The organism is Alishewanella sp. WH16-1, assembly GCF_001441695.1.
GTDB lineage: Bacteria > Pseudomonadota > Gammaproteobacteria > Enterobacterales > Alteromonadaceae > Alishewanella > Alishewanella agri.
The window spans coordinates 1-20,401 of record NZ_LCWL01000047.1; the positions used below are offsets into that span (position 1 = coordinate 1).

Below are 20,401 nucleotides of genomic sequence, written 5' to 3' on the forward strand. Positions count from 1 at the left end.
CTCACAAAGGTCATACGTATGTGGCGTTGCTGCCTCAGCTGCCACAGTTAATAAATAACCAGCCATTATGAGTTTTACAGTTTTTTGTAGCATATCCTACCCTAACTTATTTCATGATTATCTAATTAAATATAGGACATACATTGTAAAAATTGCAAAATAAGTTGTCCAAGTTGGTATAGCCTGCCCAGTTAATGACAAAAGCAACGAATGTCTCATAAAGGTGATAAAGCCGACATTCGCTAACATATTATTGTTTAGTCTTGAAATTCTGGTTTTCGCTCATACCAGTCAAATCAGGCCGTTTCACCAAACCTCATCTCTTGTAGAACGGTTAACAGCTCACTGCGTCCTTCCTCAATGAAAAGTAGGGCTCGAGGGCATTGACCATTAAGCCTCGGGATTGGCGTATCAAGCCATTCATCTAACTGAGCTTTATCATTATTGAAGAACATGTTTAGCTCATGCTCAAGTTGCAATTCTGAACAACAAATATGATTTATTTGCATGCACTTGCCTTAAATGCTTTTGCTGTGATACGTCACATTTAAATGTTTAAAATAAAAATCGATTTATGTATGGTCGTTAATGATCCAACGTTGTTGGGTGTAATGGGTTTCCGAGGCGCCTTTAATCGCATATTGTAAAGAAAATGTACATAGTGAAATAATCGCCGCCTCCTACGGAAGCTTCTCTCCAGCGCCGCACTGTGTAACTTTATTACAGTTTTGAAAGCCGGGTTACAATGAGGAGCTTTGAATTCGTCATGTTGCGATGTTATTGAGCTATGGTTTATAACTTCTAAGATATTGATTTAAAAAAACTTAAATTATTAATCTATGATTTAAACGACACCCGTCACCGGTTTACGAAACGATAACCAGCCGGTACCCGAGTTAAAGCGGTCACGGGTATCAAATAACGGTGCGCCACTTAACGCATCGATAAAAACCCCATCCGGCGTATTACGAAATTGCTCATATTGCTGGCAAAACGGCCTGTCGGTGCCACTGTTAAAGGCCACTTTATAGGCTTCGCTTTGCTCTCCCAGCTGAAAATGCCCCAGCACCCGGTAGAAGTCTGCCGGCGCCAGATAGCCCTGAATACCCAGCGCCTCAACCCCATCCTGCAAAAAGTACAGTGTAGGTGTGGCAAAGGTCGGGGTTTTCAGCTGCAGTTGTTGTAGCTGGCTGGCGCGGCGCAAATGCAGCGGAATGGCGCCCTGATAGTGCTTAACCACATCAGCTTTAAACTTTTCACAGTACGGACAGTCCGGCGCATCTAACAGCACAATATGTTTACCGGTCAGCAGTGCGCTGTTATCTACCGCAGCGATCACAGGCTCAGGGCTATCGGCAAAGCGTACGCCGGTGGCGTGGTCCGGGCAGTAGCCATTCGGGTTTTTCGCCAGATAATCCTGATGATAGTCCTCGGCCGGATAAAACTGCGGTAGCGGGATAATTTGTGTTTGAATGGTTCCGTAGCCGGCCGTAGTGAGTAAGGCCTGATATTCTGCGGTCACCTCACGCGCCAGCGCGGCCTGCGCCTCATTCTGATAAAAAATAACCGAGCGGTATTGAGTGCCAACATCGTTACCCTGGCGGTTTTGCTGGGTTGGGTCGTGCATTTCATAGAATTGTTGCAGCAATTGCCTGGCACTAATCAGCTCTGGCTGAAACTGAATTTGTACCACTTCGGCGTGATTATTCGGGTTAAATTGATGCCGGCGTTGGGTAATTTCACGGTAAACCGGCCTGACTCCTTTACCACCGGCGTAACCGGCCTGCACATCCAACACTCCTGGCATCGCCTCAAAGCGCTTTTCCACCCCCCAAAAACAACCGGCACCCAGCACCAGGGTTTCGGTGTGCAGCGTCAGCTGGGTTTGCTCAGCGGTTGCTTTGGCAACTGCTGCACTGCAGTTAGCGATAGCTGCTAACCAAAGAAGATGGAACAAAAATCGCCGTAACATCATTAGTACCCTCTCGCACCTGGCGTTGTAACACTGTGCTTTGTACGAACAACGTGTTGCTTAAGACCAGTTATCCTTAGTTTAGACGATAATTTCCTTAGCTTATCCAAACTGGCTGGCCGCGTAAAAGCGGGCCAGCAATACTGATTCCCGTACTCAAACATAAGGAATCAGCAACATGAAAATCGAAAAAGAATTAAAGTTACTGCGCGTTGCCGTATTAGCCAGCCTCAGTTTGTCAGCAGTGATCCTGACTACAGGCATGAAAGCCAATAATGACGCCCGGTTTGAAACCCTGTCGGTCGAGCGGTTAAATATTATTGAAGCAGACGGCACCGTGAAAATGCTCCTGACTAACACAGCCCGTTTCCCGACTACTGAAGAGGTAAATGGCCGGGTATTAAATGAAGATCGGAAAAAGCGTGCCGGGATGCTGTTTTTCAATGAAGAGGGGATCGAAGCGGGTGGCTTTATTTATGATGGCAGTAAAAATGAGCAAGGCCATAGCGCCGGTATGTCATTAACCTTTGATAAGTACGACGGTGATCAGGTGATGCAGCTGCTGACCGTGGATGAGAAGCGCGGTGATAAACGTGTTATCCGCTCCGGACTGGCGTTTAATGACCGGCCACAATTCGAAACCCAGCAAGGTACCCGCGACATTATGCGCGAGCTGGCGCAAATTACCGATCGGGCGGAGCGACGGAAAAAAATTAACGAATATCAAGAGCAGGGTTTAATTGGTGGCGCGCCACGGATCCTGATCGGCAAAACTGCGGAACAGAATAATGGTTTGTTTTTGTTCGCAAAAGACGGTTCACCCCGGGCCATGTTTTATGTAGACGAGCATGACCAGGTGCAGTTACAGTTCTTAAATAGCAAAGGCGAGGTGACGCACACCTGGTCGGGTAGCGAGAGCAACTAAAGCTGAAACTGTGCCGGCGCCAGACGCCGGCACCTTACTCTTAACAAGGACGACCTTTTATGTGGCAAGCTTTCCTCAGATATTTACAGGTTGACCGCACTTTTCTGCTACTGGTATTCGTATTCAGTTATCTGCTGGTAATCAGCAACCGGGTGCGGGCCGGTATGATGTCCTGGTATGTGCTGACACCCGAGGGGCCGCTGGCCAGCTTTGCCGCCGCACTGCTGATTTTTGTGCTGTTAAGGTTTTGGTTAAATCGGCAAGCGGAAGTGGCGCCATCCGGTAACCGCCATTCAATATATCTGCGTAGCTTTGCGCTGGGGCTTGGTGCCTACCTGTTGTTTACTAATGCTCTGGGTCTGCTGATTGCCGCGCTGTTTGGTAATCTGGCCCGAAATTTTAATCCAGAAACGCTGCTGCATAGCAATCTCAGTCAGGTCGTGGATTTTTTGTTGTATGCGGGGCTCTATCTCGCCTATCACCATAGTCAGCAGGCCGCAGCGTACCGCCAGCAGCTGGCCGACTATCAGCAGCAGCTGGCCGCTTTACAATTACAGCAATTAAAGGCGCAAATGAACCCGCATTTTGTGTTTAATGCGCTGAATACTCTCGATGAGTTGATTGCGGTGGCGCCGGAGCAGGCCAGCAGTTATTTGCAACACTTTGCCAGTTTATACCGGATGTCATTGCGCTATGCAGAGCAGCAACTGGTGCCACTGAGCGATGAGCTTAATTTCGCCCGTCATTATTTTCAGTTAATGCAGCTGAGGCTGGGTGACGGCTATCAGCTCGAGATTAAGGCTGATGACCAGGCCGCAACCTACTGGTTGCCCCCCTTTAGTTTGCAACTGTTGTTAGAGAATGCGCTGTTGCATAATCAGGGTTCAGCTGCGCAGCCATTACGGGTAGCGGTAGTGGTGCGGGATGGCCGGTTGGAGATCAGTAATCCGCTGCAACCCAAGCCGGTACCGGTAACAGGCAATGGTGTTGGTCTGGCGAATCTGGCGAAGCAGTGGTTATTTTTATCGGGTGAAAATATCCGCATCAGCCGTGATACGCAGCAGTTCAGCGTCAGTCTGCCCTTATTGGAAGAACATGCTCATGTTTAATGTCGTCATTATTGAAGATGAACCGCTGGCGCGCAGTAAGCTAAAGCGTTTACTGCAGCAAATCGCGGAACCGATACAGGTTATCGCAGAGCTTAGCAGCGTCAGCGAAACGCAGGCCTGGCTGAGCAGCGGCGGGCACGCCGATCTGATTTTTTCAGATATTGAATTGCTCGATGGCAATGTTTTTCAATGTTATCAACAGCAGACGCCGCCCTGCCCGGTTATTTTTATCACCGCTTATGATGACTTTATGTTGGCGGCGTTTGACTCACTGGGGATTGCTTATCTGCTAAAGCCATACGATCTGACTAAGCTGCAACAAGCCTGGCAGAAATTCCGGCTGTTAACCGCGAAACCAGAACACGGCAACAACGCCCTGGCGCAGCAGTTACAAACGCTGCTACAACATTTGCCCATTCCCCAGCCGTCCTATGTCACACGGATCCCAATCCGGCAGCAGCAACAGATCTACTTTCTGGAGGTGGCACAGATTCTGTATCTGCAGGCCGATGGCAACCTGGTGATGGCCTTTGATCAGGCTGGGAAACGACATTTTCTGCCCTATGCTTCGTTACAGGCAGCAGAGGCGGCACTGGATCCGGCGCGCTTTTTCCGGATTAACCGCAGTGAGCTGGTGCAGGGGCTACATATTCAGCGCTTAGAGCGTTATTGTAAAAACACTCTGACGCTCTATATGCCGGCTGGTATCCAGCTGAAAACCAGCCAGAGCCGTACCAGCGAATTTAATCGCTGGTTAGGGCTAAGCACCGGTTAAAGCCTTAGGCAAAGGTCAGCACCAGACTGATAATGACACCACTGATCAGTAGTTGCATCAGACAAAAGCCCATAATGTCCTTCGCTTTTAACCCGGCAATTGCCAGTACCGGTAGCGCCCAGAACGGCTGAATCATATTGGTCCAGGCATCGCCCCAGGCCACCGCCATCGCGACCCGATTAACATCGGCGCCCAGCTCTAGTGCTGCAGGCAACATTACCGGTGCCTGCACCGCCCATTGACCACCACCCGAGGGCACAAAGATATTGACGATACCAGCACTGATAAAACTCCAGAACGGTAAGCTGTGGGCACTGGCGAAACTAACAAACCACTCTGACATACTCTGCGCCAGCCCGGATTGAATCATGACTGCCATAATGCCGGCATAAAACGGGAACTGGATTACAATACCGGCACCGCCCTGAATTGCTTGTTGCAAGCTGTGCAGTAAACGGCGCGGCGTGCCGTGTAGCACTATGGCAAGAAAGATAAACAAATAGTTGACGATATTCAGATTTAAACTGCCGCCTTTGACAAAATACTGCACCAGATAGGCGATACCGACAAAGCCTACTAACAGCGCCAGCAACATACTGTTTTCCAGTTTATCGGCCGGCCGCTCATTACTGCCAACTGGCGCGGGTTGGTCCTGCAATTTAGCCGGGTCGACATAGATGCTGTCAGCGGCTTTGGGCAGCATCAAGCGGTTAACCAGCGGCACCGCGATAAACAGAATGGCGACCAACAGCAGATTAAAGTTGGCAAAGATGGTGTCAGTCGTTGGAATCAAACCAATCAGGTTTTCACTAAAGTGTCCGGGTGTGGCAATAGTCAGTGGCACTGAACCGGCTAAGCCGCCATGCCAGACAATAAAGCCAGAATAGGCACTGGCTACCAGCAAGCGGTAATCGACCTGAATTTGCCGTGCCAGCGCTTTCGCAAATAAGGCGCCAACCACCAACCCAAAGCCCCAGTTCAGCCAGCTGGCCAATAGTGAAATCAGTGTCACCAGTATAATGGCCTGGCCCGGACTTTTCGCCAGCGCGGCCAGACGATTCAGTAAGCCGGTCACCAGTGGCGTACTGGCCAGCATATAACCTGCTACCAGCACCAGTAACATCTGCATCGAAAAGCTGAGCAGACCCCAGAAACCATCGCCCCACTGTGTGACAACCGCCAGCGGGCTTTGTTGTTCAAACAGCATGGCGGCAGCAAACACCACCAACGTCAGTAACAACACAAAGATATAAGGGTCTGGCAGATAACGCTCCACCAGCCTCACAAAGGGTTTAGCAGCGGTATTTAGCATAACAGGCTCTTTTTATTACTTATTGTGATTAGGGATACCTTAAAGCATTCACAGCGTTAGCACTAGCTAACAGCAAGGTGCTTGGACCACTTCTGGTTAGCTTTCCACCTTTTATGGCTGGCCTCGGGGCTTGGATCTGCAGTATGCTAGGGGCTTCGGGACAGAAACGGATACCAAGATGCAATTTACAAAAAAACTTATCGCCGGTGCGGCATTATTAGTCGGCAGTGCGCTGTCATTCTCTTCTCAGGCGACGATTGTTGAGTTCAGAACCTCACTCGGTAATTTTGAGGTCAATTTATTTGATGAGACTACACCGGAAACGGTGGCTAACTTTCTGAAATATGTTGAAGCAGAACGTTACAACAATTCAGTTATTCACCGTATGGTGCCAGATTTCGTGGTGCAGGGCGGCGGTTTGTACTACCCCGGTGAATTACCGTTAAAATCGATCCGTACTTTTCCTGCGGTAAAGAATGAGAAAAAATGGTCGAACCGCCGTGGCACTATCGCTATGGCTAAATTAGACGGGCAACCTGACAGTGCAACCAGCCAATGGTTTTTTAATTTAAAAGACAACCATGCTGGTGACGCGCGTCTGGATTCTCAAAACGGTGGTTTTACCGTTTTTGGTCAAATTTCTGCACAAGGCTTAGAAATTCTGGACCAAATTGCCGAATTAAAGCGCTTTAATATGGGCGGAGCGGCAACCAGTATTCCATTACGCGACTACACCGCAGCCGATGCTGCTGCCGGTAAGACTGTTACACCGGATAATCTGGTGATGATAGAGAGTATCGTAGTGGTAGATGATCGGCCAGATACCGCAGCCGGCTTGTCACCTGTTGCCAATGAAGCCCAGGTTGATGCACCAGTACAGGAAGAAGACAACTCCAGCTCTGGTGGTGCCGTCAATTTCCTGTTGTTACTGCTACTACCGCTGGCATGGTTACGCCGTCGCGTTAAAAATTAACTCGCGCAGCCCTGCCAATGGTGCTTGGCAGGGCGTCTGTAAATGCCGCTTTCTACTGATACACTGCAACAATTATCCAAACTGGCGCTGGCTGAGCCGGCCAGTGCAGCCTATCAACAGGTACTCCTTAGTTTAGCCTTGCCCCTGACTGCAATGTCCAAGCCCACTGTAATTGGGATTAGTGGTGCCCAGGGTACGGGTAAAAGTACCTTGGCAGCGCTGTTAGCAACGGAGCTGCAATATCGGGGGATCCGCTGCACCAGTGTCTCACTGGACGATTATTACTTGCCAAAGACAGGGCGCGCAGCGCTGGCTGAGCAAGTGCATCCGCTACTGGCACAACGAGGTGTGCCCGGCACACATGACATTCATAAGGCGCTTGCCGATGTGCAGCAAGTTATGGCCGGGCAGCCAGTCGCGCTGCCGGTATTCGATAAAGCACTGGATGAGCGGCGACCAGACCGACCTGCTGTAACGCTGGATCTATTGCTTGTTGAAGGTTGGTGTCTGGGATTACAAGCGCAATCTGCAGCCGAGTTGGTGCGGCCAGTGAATACACTGGAAGTCGCGGAGGATCCGCAGGCTCACTGGCGCAAATATGTTAATCAGCAGCTGGCAGGTGCCTATCATGACTACTTCTGTTTACTCAAACCGCTGATTTGGTTAAAAGCGCCGGATTGGCAAAGTATTTGTCGCTGGCGCCAGCGGCAAGAACAACAACTGTGGCAGCAACGTGGCGCCGGCATGAGTGATGCACAGTTACAACGTTTTATGTTGTTTTTTCAGCGTCTGACCGAACTGAGTTATCAGCAGTTACCGGCACGGGCAAACTATACTGTGGTGCTGGACGTGCTACAGCAGCCATATCTTAGGAGTTAACCGTGGCAGCTATGATTTATACTCAGCGCTTAATGATGCGGCCGCTGACCCTGACTGATGCCCCCTTTATGTTGCAACTGCTGAATGACAGCGCCTTTATCGCCAATATTGGTGATCGTGGCGTCAGAACGGTCGCAGAAGCAGAGGCGTATCTTAGCAACGGTCCATTAGCCAGTTATCAGCAATACGGTTTTGGTCTCAGAGCGTTGGAATTGCAGCATAATGGCCAATTAATCGGGATCTGCGGTCTTATCCAGCGCGATACTTTGGATGCACCTGATCTGGGCTTCGCCCTGCTACCCGATTTTACGGGGCTGGGTTATGCCTATGAAGCCGCAAAGGCTGCATTGCAGTGGGCTGTGGCATTAAAGATCGCACGGCTTTATGCAATCGTCAGCTTACAGAATGCGCCTTCACAGCGCTTACTGGCTAAACTGGGTTTTAGTAATCAGGGTGTGATTAACTGGCAACAGCACGAAGTTTTGCTGTATCAGCTGGTTTTACCGGGCTAATTACAACAGGAGTTCCGTCAAACGATGCCGATGCTGCGCCTGGTGTTATCCCGTCTGACAGAAGACTACCTGTTGCTAACCTTAGTGTTACTGCTACCGCTTCTGCTCTGGCTGCAGCCTGTTACACCCGGCGTCATGCTGGCGCTGGTAGACTGGCAGACGGTTTCTGCTCTTGCCGGTTTAATGTTGCTCAGCCGCGCTTTAGAGGACAGCGGCTATCTGGCACGTTTTGCCGCCTGGCTGGTGGCGCGCTGTCATGTGGAGTGGCTGTTGGCGGCCCTGTTGTTATTATTTGCTGCCCTGTTGGCTGCCGTGGTAACCAATGATGTGGCCTTGTTTATTTTGGTGCCGATTGCGTTAAGTCTGGGCCGTTTAACCGGCCTGGCCAGTGGCCGGCTAATTATCTTTCTGGCACTGGCGGTCAACGCTGGTTCAGCCTTAACACCGATCGGTAATCCGCAAAATTTATTGTTATGGCAAGCTTCTGGTTACAGTTTCTGGCAGTTTACGCTAATGATGGCACCGCTGGCGTTTAGCTTGCTGCTTTTGATCATACTGCTTAGTTACCCGGCATTTAGTGCTCGCCGCTTGAGTATTAAGGTACCTCACAACACCAGCCTGGATAACCGGCGTTTGCTGTATTGGGCCTTGCCGGGGTATCCGTTGTTTATTCTGGCAATGGAATATCAATTAGCGCCTTATGCTGCCGCTGCGGTGCTGGCTGCATTTCTAATCGCTAAACGCTGTGTCGTCTTCGGGATTGATTGGTTATTACTACTGGTATTCGGCCTGATGTTTATCGATCTCGGTTTATTGGCACAACTACCTTTAATGCAACAGCTGGCAACGGCACTGCTGGCATTACCGCATGGCAGCTACACCGGAGCTGCCATGTTATCGCAACTGATTTCCAATGTACCTGCAGCGATTTTTTTACAGCATTTTACTGATGATTGGCAGGCCTTAAGCTGGGGAGTCAGTGTTGGTGGCTTCGGGCTCGCTATAGGTTCGCTGGCCAACCTGATTGCCCTGCGGCTGAGTAAGCAGCAGGGTTTATGGCGTGAGTTTCATTATTGGTCGCTGCCGGTATTTATACTGAGTCTGGCGTTGGGTTGGGCGCTGATATAGATCGTCGTTATCATTCGTCAGCTTTTATATTCTGCAGCAGCAGTCTAAGATGGTGATAAGAACAGCAGGAGCTGCCCCGAGAGCAGGTGTTAAGCAGGTTCGGCATTAGGTTCGGACAGAGGGATCCGTATGCGTTTATTTTGCTCATGGTTATTAACCTTAAGTTGCCTGGCATTGCAGCATCCAGCGGTAGGCGCCGCTACGCCGATAATTGCCGCCGATTATCTGGAAACCTCACCTCACCGCGAACTAATTGAATATGCGTTAAAAGTGACCGAAGCAGAGTATGGTCCAGCAACGCTGACCTTTAGTGGTGAAATGGTACAGGGGCGGGCCGAGCAACTATTGAAGGATGGCAAGCTGCTGCATTTGGTGGTGTTTGCGCCATCGCCGGAGCGCGAGCGCGACCTGTTACCGGTCTATTTTCCATTGAGTCAGGGCTTATTGGGTTATCGCTTATGTATCATTAATAGCGGACAACAATATAAGTTTGATGCGATTCAAAATCTGCAAGACTGGCAGAAAGCCGACCTGAGTATTGGCCAGGGTACACACTGGCCAGATGTGGCGATACTGCGCCATAATAATCTGACCGTTGTCACCAATCCTTTGTATAGTTTGCTGTTCGAGATGGTGCGACAACAGCGCTTTGATTGTTTCGCCCGCAGCGTCGACGAACTAGTGCGTGATTTGCAAAATGAGCATGCCAGCGGTTTAGTTGCCGAACAGCAGTTACTGCTACATTACCCACAGTTATCGATGATTTTTGTCTCGAAGAGCTTCCCACAGCTGGCTGAGCGGTTACAAAAGGGCCTGGAGCGCGCTCATGCCGAGGGCATGGTGCAACGGCATTTTCGTCGCCACTATGGCGATATCGTTAACCGGCTACGTTGCGAACGGCGCCGGGTGCTGCAGCTGGAAAATCCAAATTTAAGCGAAGCCAGCCGTAAGGCGTTACAGCGTTTTGCTTATACATCGGAGCAGTTGCTGGCTGCTCCGGCTAAAGCTTGCCCGCCGCAATAAACATTACCTGGTTTAACAACATTCCTGCAACTTGCGCTCCAGTTGCTCAATCCGCTCCTGCGCCTGTTCACGATAACGGGTTAAGCGTTCAATAGTGGCAGCAGAGTTAGATTTAACAAAGTTAACCTGCTCTTCTAACTGCAACTTTTGTTTTGACCACTGATAACGCTCAGCCTGGATTTGTATGGCCTGATCGCGCTGCTGCTGCAGTTCGTCCCGCAATTGTTTAATGGTTTCGCGCTGTTCCGCCTGGTGATTCGCGGTCAAAGCGCTCTGATGTTTCAGTAAGGCGATCGCGGCTCTTAACTGCTCAACATTATCCGTGTGCTCATTCGCCGGTGCACTTAACATAGCTTTAAGTTGTTGCAGCTCGTGCTGTAATTCCGCTACCTGATCTGCCTGGCGCGCCGCCGCCGCAATAGCTTCGTCGCGTTCAGCTTCAAGTGCTTCCCGTGTTACTGAATCCTGTTTTACCGCCTGAGCCGCTGCCAGCTGAGCTTGCAGTTGCTGAATTTGCTGTTGCGCCGCCTGCAGGGCTGCTGTGGCTGCGCTTTGCTCTGCCTGCTGGGTGTGCAGCAGCGTACTGTTGTGTTGTTGTAACGATGCAATTTGTTGCTGCAGCTCTGTAACGATAGCCGGATCGGGCTGCGCAGGCTGTTCAGACAAGACAGCTAACTGTTGCTGTAGTTGCTGGTTTTGTTGTTGCAGATTATCTATTTGCTGACTCAGTGCCGTATCGGCGGCGTTAGCACTACCGGTTTTTAAGCTTGCCAGGATCTGATCGCGCTCAGCGGTGAGCTCGGCGCACTGTTCGGCATAATCTGCCAATTGCTGATGGATTTGTTTTTTAGACTCGAAATACTGGCGCTGTTGCTCGGCATTTTTTCTACGCAGGCTCTCGTGTTCTTCAGTCAGCGTCAGAGCTTTTTGTTGCTCCAGTTGCAGTTGTTGCTGCAGCTGCAGCAACTGATCTTGCTGTGCGGTAGCAGCTTCATTCGCCACAGTTAATTGCTGCTGCAACGCGACCAGCTGCTGTTCAGTGTGCAGCAGTTGCTGTTGCGCCTGCTCAGCTGCATTAACCGCGTGCTGCAACTCGCTAATTTGTTGCTGAGCACTTTGATACTGCTGCTGCAGTTGGTTTAACTGCTGCTCTTGTTCGGCCAAATTTTGTTGAGCGGCCAACAGTTGTTGCTGTAACTGTTGCGCTTGTTCAGCATGCTCGCCGCTGGCGGCAACTGCTGCTGTCAGTTCAAGCTGCAGCTGCTGAAAATGCTGTTGTTGGGTGTTCAGCTGTTGTTGCAGCTGTTGCATCTCTTGCGCTAACTGGTCACGCTCGGCACTGACAATAGCAAAATTGTCGGCCTGGGTTGCCAATTGTTGCTGTTGTGCCGTTAGCGCCTGTTCCAGTTCCGTTCTGCGTTGCTCGGTTTGCCGCATTTGCTGTTGCAGTGCCTGCACTTGTTCCACGGCTTTCACTTCGGCTTGTAACGCCTCTGCCAGCTGTTTCGTCAGCTGATCAGTTTGCCACTGCGTTTGTTTTTGTGCTTCGCGCTGAAACGCAGCAATAAAATCTTCACTAAAGCCGGACAGGTTGTCCTGCTGCCGCTGCTGCCCTTGCTCGGTGCGCCACTTTTTATAATGTGACACAACACTGGCTTGAGCATCTGATACTTTAGACAGCAAGTAATCCAGAGATACCGCTTTGCCGGAACTCTCTAAATCATCACAAATCCTTTTCACATCAGTATATTGCGACATGATTATGTACCTTTAACGCTAATAATTGGAGGCGCGGCGATTAACGACTGGCCCGGAATGAAAGCTTACGTAATAGCAGGTAGGACAGCAAACGCTGATTGCACAAAATTTACACAACGCAAGGGCTGTTTGATTGAAATTTACTAAAGCTTTGATAGATATCATTATTAATTTTTTGTTGGTAAATTCTTCAACAGAAAACACCGGCTCTACGCCGATCAAAATAACCCGAAGGTATTAGCACTCAAGGTACACCGTCAGATTGTTTTGCTATCACGGCATTTTCTGGCTAAAGTAACTGATTATTTATACAGTTATCTTAAGGCCTGTTGATCTGGTTATGATTCTCTATATCGCCGAAAAGCCCAGCCTGGCGCGTGCAATAGCCGCCGTTTTACCTAAACCACAGCAGAAGCAAGCGGGGTGCATCAGGCTGGCTAATGGCGATGTCGTCAGCTGGTGTGTCGGCCACTTGCTGGAGCAGGCTGAGCCGGAAGACTATGATCCCCGCTACAAAAAGTGGCAGACAGCGGATTTGCCAATAGTGCCTCAGCAATGGCAACTTAAAGCGCGTCAGGGTTGCGCTACACAATTACGTTTATTGAAACAACTGATCAAAGCAGCGGATACGCTGGTGCATGCCGGCGATCCGGACCGTGAGGGTCAGCTGTTGGTGGATGAAGTGCTGAATTGGGCCGGCACGGCGAAAAGTAAATTGGCCGCGACCCGGCGCTTACTGATTAATGATTTAAACCCGGCTGCCGTGACCAAAGCGTTACAGCAACTCAGAGCTAATAGCGATTTCGCTGCCCTATCGGCTTCTGCCCTGGCTCGCAGCAGAGCCGATTGGTTGTACGGTATTAACCTGACCCGGGCTTACACCCTGCAAGGCCAAAAAAGTGGTTATCGCGGTGTACTCTCGGTGGGGCGGGTACAAACGCCGGTGTTGGGTTTGGTGGTGCGGCGTGATGCCGAGATCGCTAATTTTGTCAGTACCACGCATTATCAGGTGCAGGCTCAACTGCAAACCGCCGCCGGGGAAAGTTTTAGTGCACTGTGGCAACCCAGTGCTGCCTGTGAACCCTATCAGGATAGTGAGGGTAGAGTGTTATCGCGGCAGTTAGCGGAGCTGGTACAGCGCAAAGTCTCTCAGCAGCCGGCAAAGGTGGAACAGCTAACGCGGCGGCAGAAGACATTAGCACCGCCGTTACCTCTGAATTTATCGACCCTACAGATTGAAGCAGCTAAACGTTATGGTTTGAGTGCGCAGCAAGTGTTGGATATCTGCCAGCAACTTTACGAGCAACAGCAGCTGATCACCTATCCACGCTCGGATAACCGCTATTTGCCGCAGACTCACCATCAGGATGCGCCGGCAGTGACGGCGGCTATTTTGCAGCAACTTCCAACGTTGGCAACGGCCGTCCGGCACGCGGATTTAAACTTACGCTCTAAAGCCTGGGATGATACTAAGGTTGAAGCGCATCATGCGATTATTCCTACCGCAAATAAGGTTGCACCAGGCCGCCTGGCGGCCAGTGCGCAAAAAATCTATCAGCTGATTGCCCACTATTATCTGGCGCAGTTTTATCCCGCTGCGCTGCAGGATGAACAAAAGGTCAACATCAGTATCAATGGCGGTCATTTTATCGCCACGGCGACAACCGAGCGGCAAGCAGGTTGGAAACAGTTGTTCCGGGCCGATCCCGACAAAGGTAGAGAAAATCCGCAGGCCGTCGCTGCGGAACCCGTTACGGCAACGGCTTTACCCACGCTCTCTGAGGGCCAGCTATTACACAGTGCCGATGCCCTGGTGTTGGAGAAACAGACGCAGCCACCGGCAGCCTTTACCGATGCCACCTTATTGGCGGCGATGACCGGGATTAGCCGCTATGTAAAAGATCCGGCGGTACGGCAGATCCTGAAAGACACCGATGGTCTTGGCACCGAAGCGACCCGTGCCGGCATTATCGAATTATTATTTAAACGGGGCTATCTGCTGCGGCAGGGTAAAACGATTCTGGCCACCGACACCGGCAAAGCGTTAATCGCGGCGCTACCGGAGCGCCTGACCTTACCGGATTTGACAGCACAATGGGAAGCTGCACTGGCCGGGATAAGTCAGCGCCAGCAGAGCTATCAACAATTTATGCTGCCGCTGCAGCAACAGTTGCAGCAATTGGTACAGGATGCAGCAACAACGGCGCACTTGCAATTAACGGCCAGTGCACCGGTTCGTTCCCGTAAACTAACCCAAAAGAATTATAAAAGGCGTGCAGCAACCAGCGCTAAGGGGCGCCGGACAAGGCCTGCCACTTGAAAATACAAAGCTTCCTTTTTTCTACCCCACTTTGCTTTATGCTGAATATAGGATGGTGAATTTTCGGTCAAAAGCTGGAGATAGCCATAACTTCGCCTACACTTAACGGTGTGTAACATCAGAGCAGACAGCCAGCGCTGTTTTTATCCAGAGAAGGTGCACAAAATGATATTGCTTGTTGGTGGTGAAAAAGGTGGTAGCGGCAAAAGCTGTCTGGCGCAAAATATTGCCGTCTACTTTTCGCGGGAAAAGAATGCCAATGTCATGCTGGTAGACTGCGATCCGCAACGCACAACGTCGGACTGGGTGCAGGAGCGGCATATGAATCCGGAACTGCCCTGGATTAACTGTGTGCAGATGTACGGTAAGATCCGCTATGAACTAAAAAGTCTGGAAATGCATTATGATGTGGTGGTGGTTGACTGCGGTGGTCAGGATAGCGTTGCGTTGCGCTCTGCCATGGTGGTTGCCAGTCATGTGTTATTTCCACTGCGGCCTAAGCGGCGCGACCTGAAAACACTGGAACACTTAGAAGACTTGGTCAGTGCCTGTAATGTGGTTAACCCGGAAATGATAGTGGGTTGTGTATTAACCCAGTGCCCGGCCTTACCCAATCAGGCTAACCGTATTCTGGACGCCAAAGAAGTATGCAAAAGTTTTAATTTGCGGGTATTAGACAATATCACTTATAGTCGTAATATCTATGATGACAGTGAAGAAAAAGGTCTGTCGGTAATGGATGTGGATAACGAGGGCAAAGCCGCCAGCGAAATCCGGGCGATTATTGAAGAACTGCTGTCGATGAAGGCGATACAAGAAGATGGCGCTAAGCGACCTGAAGAAAAAGTCTTTGCAGTCAAATAAACCCAGCTTTACCGTAGATGAGTTTATTGATGATGCACACAATTATGCGCTAGGGCTGCCACAAATTGTCAGCCTTAGACAGTTATTGCCCGACGAAGATGACCAGCCGCGTTTGCCGATGCGTCATGCTACCTTTACGTTGAGTGAAGAAGCCATTAGTGCGCTGAACGAATTAAGTGCGTTAACTGGCGAGCCAAAATCAAAGTTAATTCGCAAATTGATTTTACGTGCCACGCAATCAGTACAATTTGATTTATCAGAGTTGAAAACGGCCAAAGCTAAACTGCCGCCTGGCGGCAGCTAGCATACTGCGGCTTTAGCGGGCTAAAAACGCATAAGCGGTGAGAAAAGCGGTTTCCTGAAATGCTTTTAAACCTGTGGCTTTAAAGTCTACCGGAATGGGGAAACGTTTGATTTTCTCTTTTAGCTCGGTAGCAGACATTAGGGTGGTGTCGCAATTATCCAGTAGCTGCAAAGCGGCTTCGATTTTAAAGCCGACAGCACCACCGGCGAATTTACCTTTCTGCGGTCTTTCTTTAATGATTAATTGTTGAATTTTGTAATCTTCTACCAGTTTACGCATCGCAAACTGAAACTTACGTACGTTCTCTGCCTGCTGATCCTGGCTTAACGCCAGACGGATCTGCCGGCAGTCGGGTAAGTTATACAAACCATTCTGATATTCCATTAAACATAAAATGGCTTCACTGCCTTTAATTTCTACGCCACATACTCGCATGGTTGATCCTGTTTAGTTGCCGGTTAGGCGATCATAGTACTTATCAATAATGCTGCAGCTGCGCTGCAAGGGCTCACCGAACAGTACCGGATTAAAATCTTTATTTACACAGTAATTTTGCCGAAAACTCAGGATACTGTCTTTGTCGGCGGCGGCGGTGGCCAGAAACTCCTGTTGCCGTAAGCCCAGAGTCTGAGCATAAGCATTGAGATCGCGCTGAATGGAGGCAACTGCCTGGCTATCGCTCTGCCACTCAGCCGGCACCAGACTCAAGGCATAATCGATGATTTTATCGCGATACGGTTTCAGAGGTGGTTCCCCGGAAAATGTCAGTAACAACAAAAATAGCACGACAAACCAAAAGATTTTTTTCATTACTGCACTCCGCCAGTTCACTGCAACCTAGTTTAACGGAAATCCACGGTTGTCGCATTAGGCCAGCTTAGTACTTTTCCCGCTGCGCGGTTATTTTATATCAATTATTTGCCAGCGGTTACTGATATACTTAACCCGCTGTAAGTCATAGCTGGGGAATGATGGTGGACAAGCAAAAAATTGATGTAAAAAATATTCCGGCCGAGGTGAAAATTCACCGCCCTCCGGAAAGTAACAACGCTAAATATGCCTCCCGGGATCGGATTTATGTGCGGGCGGTAAAGGGGTTACACCAAAGTCTGCGCCGCAATATTGGTTTTGTGTTTATGGCGCTGTTTTTTGTGTTGCCCTGGATCCAGTACAACGGCCATCAAGCCATTTTACTGGATATTTTCGAGCAAAAATTCAACATCTTCGGTTTAACGCTCTGGCCACAGGATTTTACCTTACTGGCCTGGATCTTTATGATCGCCGCCTATGCGCTGTTCTTTGTTACCACCTTTTATGGCCGGGTTTGGTGTGGCTATCTGTGTCCGCAAACGGTCTGGACCTTTATCTTTATGTGGTTTGAAGAAAAGATCCAAGGCACCCGCAACCAACGGATGAAGCTTGATCAGGAGCCGATGAGCTTTAATAAGTTTTGGCGTAAAGCCCTGACCCATTTTTGCTGGCTGGCCTTTGCGCTGCTTACCGCCCTGATTTTTGTCGGATACTTCACCCCTATAGGCCCGCTGTTTATTGATTTCTTTACCTGGCAAGCCGGGTTTTGGTCAACGCTGTCGGTATTGTTTTTTGCGGCTTGTACCTATGGTAATGCTGGTTGGATGCGCGAAATTATGTGTACCCACATCTGCCCTTACGCCCGCTTCCAATCCGCGATGTTTGATAAAGATACCTACACCGTGACTTACGATGCTGCCCGTGGCGAAAGCCGTGGCCCGCGCGCGCGCAAAGATACAGATTACAAAGAAAAAGGCCTCGGCGATTGTATCGATTGTAACCTCTGCGTACATGTTTGCCCGACCGGGATCGATATTCGTAATGGCTTGCAGTATGAGTGTATCAACTGCGGTGCCTGTATTGATGCCTGTGACGATACCATGGAAAAAATGGGTTATCCGAAAGGTCTGATTAGCTATACCACTGAACATACGCTGCAAGGTCGGCCAGCAAAAGTATTCCGGCCCAAGCTGCTCGGTTACTTTCTGGTATTACTGGTGGTATGTGGTGCCTTTATGGTGAACCTGGCGATCCGTAAACCGCTGGAGCTGGATATTATCCGTGACCGCGGTGCCCTGTATCGGGAAACGCCGGAAGGCCTGATTGAAAACACCTATACCCTGGGGATTATCAATAAATCGCAGCAGGAAAAAACCTTTGTGCTGGAAGTCAGTGGCATTGAAAACCTGAACTGGATTGGCCCAACTGAAGTGACGCTGGCTGGCGGAGAAAGCCGGAATGTCGTCGTCAGTTTGTCTCTCGACCCGTACGAGGTGCGGCGGCCGGTGCTGGATTTGACCTTTAGCATCAGCCATAAAGATGCGCCGGACGTGCGGGTATCACAGGAGAATAAATTCTTTGCCGGCCGTTGATATCGGGCAACGTTTTGATTTCTCGACGCTGCAGCCGGATCTGATTCTGGATGCGCTGCAGCATTATGGCCTGGATGTCAGTTCAGGCCTGCTCGCTTTAAACAGTTATGAAAACCGGGTCTATCAGTTTAATGCTTACCGCGATGCAGCGGTACGCCCGGAAAAAATGGTGGTGAAGTTTTACCGGCCACAGCGCTGGACGTCGGCGCAAATCCAGGAAGAACATCAATTTGCGTTTGAACTGGCGGCGGCGGAGATCCCGGTAGTGGCACCTTTGCTATTTGCCGGTGAGAGCCTACTTGGTTATCAGGGGTTTTATTTTGCGGTCTTTCCCAGTCGTGGTGGCCGCACGCTGGAGATCGATAACGACGATCAACTCGTGATGCTGGGCCGGTTTTTGGGGCGGATGCATCAGGTCGGCCGCAAGCACGTCTTTACGGAACGCCCTGAGCTCAGTGTGCAAAGCCATTTACAGCATAGCCAGCAAGTGCTGGCAGAGCTGGAATTGATTCCGGGCTATCTGCGACCGGCTTTTGATAGTGCGCTGCAGCAAGTTATCGCGGAAGCGACCCGGCAGTATCAACCGAAAAAGCTGATCCGGCTGCATGGCGATTGTCATGCCGGCAACTTGTTTTACACCGGCGAGAGCCCGTTTTTTGTCGACCTGGATGATTGTCGCAGCGGCCCTGCGATGCAGGATATCTGGATGATGTTATCCGGCGATCGGCGACAGCAGCGCGAAACGCTGGAGCTGATGTTGGAAGAGTATGAGCAGTACTGCGATTTTGACCCGGCCGAACTAAAACTGATCGAACCATTACGCGCGATGCGTATGATTCATTATATGGCCTGGTTGGCCAGGCGCTGGCAGGATCAGGCCTTTGTAATGAACTTTCCCTGGTTTGCCACAGACAAATACTGGGAACAGCAATGCCTGGCATTAAAAGAGCAGCTGGCCTTATTGCAACAACCCCCACTCAGTCTGGTGCCAGACTACTGAGAATTTGATAAGCTTGGACAAACTCCGACTAACCAGAGGTTAAAGAATGAAAAAGTGGTTTGTAGCTGCTGCTGCAGCTGTGTTGTTACCCTTATCTGCCATGGCCAGTAATTTTCAGGCCGGCAAACATTATGAAGTGATTGCGGAACAGAAAACTGCCAGCCCGGAAGTAAAAGAATATTTCTCTTTTTACTGTGGTGGTTGTTACGCTTTTGAGCCAATAGCACAAAGTCTGGCGCAAAACCTGCCGCAAGGTGTCGAGTTTAAGAAATCACACGTCGATTTTATTCGTGCAGCAGCGCCAGAAATTCAAAATGCTTTAGCCAGAGCTTATGTCGTGGCTAAAAATTTAGGCAAAGGTGACCAGGTGTCTACGGCGATCTTTAATCAAATCCACCAAAGCCGGGTACCTTTTCGCTCTGAGAACGACATCCGCAGTTTGGTTCTGATTCATGATATCGATGGTGAAACCTATGACAAAGCGATGCGCAGCTTTGGTGTGCGTGGTGCAGTAAACCAAATGATGAAAGAGCAGCAGGAGCTAAGCGAGCGCAAGGCCCTGACGGGCGTTCCAACACTTATCGTAAATGGTAAGTATAAGATTAATAATGAAAGCCTTAGTCAGCGTGCTTACCAACAGGAAATGCAACAACTGATCGAGTATCTGCTAAGCAAAGAGTAAGTCTGAGTTTAGGTTGGGGGCCGGCAATCGCCGGCCTTTTTACATTTTATTATTCAGCAATCTCGACAGCGCTGGGCACTAACTGATAGGCATCCGGTTGCCCTTCACCTTGTGGCCAAACCTTAATCACGCCAGTGGCGTAAGCGGTTTTACCCTTAGCACTTAATGGAAACACCATCTCGCCATCGCGAACCTTGATCCGGAAGCGCGGCTCGTTTTCGGCGGTGGCCAGTGTCATCCAGCAATGTTGTTTGCTGCAAACCCCAGTGACTTCTCCTACTACTGTAACCTGTTGTTCCAGATACGCTGCTGGTTTCGCCAGAATGCTGGCGACAGCCGTCACCTGCTGTTTATTTACTGCGTCACCAAAGGTGACAGCGGTATCGGCCTGCACCACGGCTGAGCTGGCAAAGGCCAGGCTGAGGGCACAAATTAATGGTTTTAACATCGTGATCTCCTATTC

21 protein-coding genes are annotated in these 20,401 nt (G+C 50.0%); 14 read left to right on the top strand and 7 right to left on the bottom strand.

Going from position 1 to position 20,401, the window contains the following annotated elements; translation table 11 throughout:
- Positions 1-296 precede the first annotated feature (296 nt).
- Positions 297-509, bottom strand: coding sequence for an antitoxin Xre/MbcA/ParS toxin-binding domain-containing protein (locus AAY72_RS17030; RefSeq protein WP_057785794.1), 213 nt, complete (start codon positions 507-509; stop codon positions 297-299).
- Between the two features lie 335 nt (positions 510-844).
- The gene (msrA, locus tag AAY72_RS04785) at positions 845-1,975 is read right to left on the bottom strand and encodes a peptide-methionine (S)-S-oxide reductase MsrA (RefSeq protein ID WP_231728897.1); all 1,131 of its coding nucleotides are present in this window, start codon (positions 1,973-1,975) and stop codon (positions 845-847) included.
- A gap of 175 nt (positions 1,976-2,150) precedes the next feature.
- Between msrA and AAY72_RS04790 the strand changes: the two genes are divergently transcribed.
- The 3 genes from AAY72_RS04790 to AAY72_RS04800 are packed head-to-tail and all read left to right on the top strand — an operon-like array spanning position 2,151 to position 4,781.
- Positions 2,151-2,897: a hypothetical protein gene (locus AAY72_RS04790; protein ID WP_008984962.1), complete on the top strand. Its 747-nt coding sequence runs from the start codon at positions 2,151-2,153 to the stop codon at positions 2,895-2,897.
- A gap of 59 nt (positions 2,898-2,956) precedes the next feature.
- Positions 2,957-4,006: a sensor histidine kinase gene (locus AAY72_RS04795; protein WP_057785795.1), complete on the top strand. Its 1,050-nt coding sequence runs from the start codon at positions 2,957-2,959 to the stop codon at positions 4,004-4,006.
- On the top strand, positions 3,993-4,781 hold the full coding sequence (locus AAY72_RS04800; protein WP_057785796.1) for a LytTR family DNA-binding domain-containing protein: 789 nt from the start codon (positions 3,993-3,995) through the stop codon (positions 4,779-4,781). Before AAY72_RS04795 ends, AAY72_RS04800 begins: the two co-directional genes overlap by 14 nt.
- 4 nt (positions 4,782-4,785) lie before the next feature.
- On the opposite strand, the gene AAY72_RS04805 is transcribed toward AAY72_RS04800, so the two are convergent.
- Positions 4,786-6,093 carry a short-chain fatty acid transporter gene (locus tag AAY72_RS04805; RefSeq protein WP_057785797.1) on the bottom strand — a complete coding sequence of 436 codons (1,308 nt, stop codon included), beginning with the start codon at positions 6,091-6,093 and terminating at the stop codon, positions 4,786-4,788.
- Positions 6,094-6,271: 178 nt separating this feature from the next.
- On the opposite strand from AAY72_RS04805, the gene AAY72_RS04810 reads away from it, so the two are divergent.
- The 5 genes from AAY72_RS04810 to AAY72_RS04830 all read left to right on the top strand — a co-directional run bounded on the left by AAY72_RS04810 (position 6,272) and on the right by AAY72_RS04830 (position 10,608).
- Entirely contained in the window at positions 6,272-7,066 is a 795-nt protein-coding gene (locus AAY72_RS04810) for a peptidylprolyl isomerase (RefSeq protein ID WP_008984958.1), read from the top strand.
- Between the two features lie 42 nt (positions 7,067-7,108).
- Positions 7,109-7,945 (top strand): kinase, encoded by an 837-nt coding sequence (locus AAY72_RS04815; RefSeq protein WP_057785798.1) that lies wholly within the window; start codon positions 7,109-7,111, stop codon positions 7,943-7,945.
- Positions 7,946-7,956: 11 nt separating this feature from the next.
- Positions 7,957-8,457, top strand: a complete 501-nt coding sequence (locus AAY72_RS04820; protein ID WP_057785823.1) for a GNAT family N-acetyltransferase — start codon at positions 7,957-7,959, stop codon at positions 8,455-8,457.
- A 24-nt stretch (positions 8,458-8,481) separates the two neighbouring features.
- Positions 8,482-9,585: an SLC13 family permease gene (locus AAY72_RS04825; RefSeq protein WP_057785799.1), complete on the top strand. Its 1,104-nt coding sequence runs from the start codon at positions 8,482-8,484 to the stop codon at positions 9,583-9,585.
- Positions 9,586-9,714: 129 nt separating this feature from the next.
- Entirely contained in the window at positions 9,715-10,608 is an 894-nt protein-coding gene (locus AAY72_RS04830) for a hypothetical protein (RefSeq protein WP_057785800.1), read from the top strand.
- A 12-nt stretch (positions 10,609-10,620) separates the two neighbouring features.
- Here the strand turns inward: AAY72_RS04830 and AAY72_RS04835 are convergent, their stop codons facing one another.
- On the bottom strand, positions 10,621-12,366 hold the full coding sequence (locus tag AAY72_RS04835) for a hypothetical protein (RefSeq protein ID WP_057785801.1): 1,746 nt from the start codon (positions 12,364-12,366) through the stop codon (positions 10,621-10,623).
- A 340-nt stretch (positions 12,367-12,706) separates the two neighbouring features.
- Between AAY72_RS04835 and AAY72_RS04840 the strand changes: the two genes are divergently transcribed.
- From AAY72_RS04840 to AAY72_RS04850, 3 genes are all read left to right on the top strand, one after another.
- Positions 12,707-14,686, top strand: coding sequence for a DNA topoisomerase III (locus AAY72_RS04840; protein WP_057785802.1), 1,980 nt, complete (start codon positions 12,707-12,709; stop codon positions 14,684-14,686).
- 165 nt (positions 14,687-14,851) lie between these two features.
- Positions 14,852-15,550, top strand: a complete 699-nt coding sequence (locus tag AAY72_RS04845) for an AAA family ATPase (RefSeq protein WP_008984952.1) — start codon at positions 14,852-14,854, stop codon at positions 15,548-15,550.
- A complete protein-coding gene (locus AAY72_RS04850) occupies positions 15,537-15,854 on the top strand; it encodes a hypothetical protein (protein ID WP_008984951.1) in 318 nt (105 codons plus the stop codon). The genes AAY72_RS04845 and AAY72_RS04850 overlap by 14 nt, the downstream gene beginning before the upstream one ends.
- A gap of 12 nt (positions 15,855-15,866) precedes the next feature.
- Here AAY72_RS04850 and AAY72_RS04855 read toward each other — a convergent pair whose 3' ends face one another.
- Positions 15,867-16,289, bottom strand: a complete 423-nt coding sequence (locus AAY72_RS04855; protein WP_008984950.1) for a DUF3010 family protein — start codon at positions 16,287-16,289, stop codon at positions 15,867-15,869.
- 12 nt (positions 16,290-16,301) lie between these two features.
- Positions 16,302-16,664, bottom strand: coding sequence for a hypothetical protein (locus AAY72_RS04860; RefSeq protein ID WP_057785803.1), 363 nt, complete (start codon positions 16,662-16,664; stop codon positions 16,302-16,304).
- 158 nt (positions 16,665-16,822) lie between these two features.
- On the opposite strand from AAY72_RS04860, the gene ccoG reads away from it, so the two are divergent.
- The 3 genes from ccoG to AAY72_RS04875 are packed head-to-tail and all read left to right on the top strand — an operon-like array spanning position 16,823 to position 19,938.
- On the top strand, positions 16,823-18,256 hold the full coding sequence (ccoG, locus tag AAY72_RS04865) for a cytochrome c oxidase accessory protein CcoG (protein WP_057785804.1): 1,434 nt from the start codon (positions 16,823-16,825) through the stop codon (positions 18,254-18,256).
- Complete coding sequence (locus AAY72_RS04870; protein WP_057785805.1) at positions 18,243-19,256, top strand: serine/threonine protein kinase; 1,014 nt, start codon at positions 18,243-18,245, stop codon at positions 19,254-19,256. Before ccoG ends, AAY72_RS04870 begins: the two co-directional genes overlap by 14 nt.
- Positions 19,257-19,302: 46 nt before the next feature.
- The gene (locus AAY72_RS04875) at positions 19,303-19,938 is read left to right on the top strand and encodes a thiol:disulfide interchange protein DsbA/DsbL (RefSeq protein WP_057785806.1); all 636 of its coding nucleotides are present in this window, start codon (positions 19,303-19,305) and stop codon (positions 19,936-19,938) included.
- 49 nt (positions 19,939-19,987) lie between these two features.
- Here AAY72_RS04875 and AAY72_RS04880 read toward each other — a convergent pair whose 3' ends face one another.
- On the bottom strand, positions 19,988-20,386 hold the full coding sequence (locus AAY72_RS04880; RefSeq protein ID WP_057785807.1) for a DUF4920 domain-containing protein: 399 nt from the start codon (positions 20,384-20,386) through the stop codon (positions 19,988-19,990).
- Positions 20,387-20,401: the final 15 nt, after the last annotated feature.

What these genes read in the sequence shown, in the direction of transcription:
- AAY72_RS17030 (WP_057785794.1), bottom strand. Translation starts at nt 509, where the DNA reads ATGCAAATAAATCATATTTGTTGTTCAGAATTGCAACTTGAGCATGAG.
- msrA (WP_231728897.1), bottom strand. Translation starts at nt 1,975, where the DNA reads ATGATGTTACGGCGATTTTTGTTCCATCTTCTTTGGTTAGCAGCTATC.
- AAY72_RS04790 (WP_008984962.1), top strand. Translation starts at nt 2,151, where the DNA reads ATGAAAATCGAAAAAGAATTAAAGTTACTGCGCGTTGCCGTATTAGCC.
- AAY72_RS04795 (WP_057785795.1), top strand. Translation starts at nt 2,957, where the DNA reads ATGTGGCAAGCTTTCCTCAGATATTTACAGGTTGACCGCACTTTTCTG.
- AAY72_RS04800 (WP_057785796.1), top strand. Translation starts at nt 3,993, where the DNA reads ATGCTCATGTTTAATGTCGTCATTATTGAAGATGAACCGCTGGCGCGC.
- AAY72_RS04805 (WP_057785797.1), bottom strand. Translation starts at nt 6,093, where the DNA reads ATGCTAAATACCGCTGCTAAACCCTTTGTGAGGCTGGTGGAGCGTTAT.
- AAY72_RS04810 (WP_008984958.1), top strand. Translation starts at nt 6,272, where the DNA reads ATGCAATTTACAAAAAAACTTATCGCCGGTGCGGCATTATTAGTCGGC.
- AAY72_RS04815 (WP_057785798.1), top strand. Translation starts at nt 7,109, where the DNA reads ATGCCGCTTTCTACTGATACACTGCAACAATTATCCAAACTGGCGCTG.
- AAY72_RS04820 (WP_057785823.1), top strand. Translation starts at nt 7,957, where the DNA reads ATGATTTATACTCAGCGCTTAATGATGCGGCCGCTGACCCTGACTGAT.
- AAY72_RS04825 (WP_057785799.1), top strand. Translation starts at nt 8,482, where the DNA reads ATGCCGATGCTGCGCCTGGTGTTATCCCGTCTGACAGAAGACTACCTG.
- AAY72_RS04830 (WP_057785800.1), top strand. Translation starts at nt 9,715, where the DNA reads ATGCGTTTATTTTGCTCATGGTTATTAACCTTAAGTTGCCTGGCATTG.
- AAY72_RS04835 (WP_057785801.1), bottom strand. Translation starts at nt 12,366, where the DNA reads ATGTCGCAATATACTGATGTGAAAAGGATTTGTGATGATTTAGAGAGT.
- AAY72_RS04840 (WP_057785802.1), top strand. Translation starts at nt 12,707, where the DNA reads ATGATTCTCTATATCGCCGAAAAGCCCAGCCTGGCGCGTGCAATAGCC.
- AAY72_RS04845 (WP_008984952.1), top strand. Translation starts at nt 14,852, where the DNA reads ATGATATTGCTTGTTGGTGGTGAAAAAGGTGGTAGCGGCAAAAGCTGT.
- AAY72_RS04855 (WP_008984950.1), bottom strand. Translation starts at nt 16,289, where the DNA reads ATGCGAGTATGTGGCGTAGAAATTAAAGGCAGTGAAGCCATTTTATGT.
- AAY72_RS04860 (WP_057785803.1), bottom strand. Translation starts at nt 16,664, where the DNA reads ATGAAAAAAATCTTTTGGTTTGTCGTGCTATTTTTGTTGTTACTGACA.
- ccoG (WP_057785804.1), top strand. Translation starts at nt 16,823, where the DNA reads ATGATGGTGGACAAGCAAAAAATTGATGTAAAAAATATTCCGGCCGAG.
- AAY72_RS04875 (WP_057785806.1), top strand. Translation starts at nt 19,303, where the DNA reads ATGAAAAAGTGGTTTGTAGCTGCTGCTGCAGCTGTGTTGTTACCCTTA.
- AAY72_RS04880 (WP_057785807.1), bottom strand. Translation starts at nt 20,386, where the DNA reads ATGTTAAAACCATTAATTTGTGCCCTCAGCCTGGCCTTTGCCAGCTCA.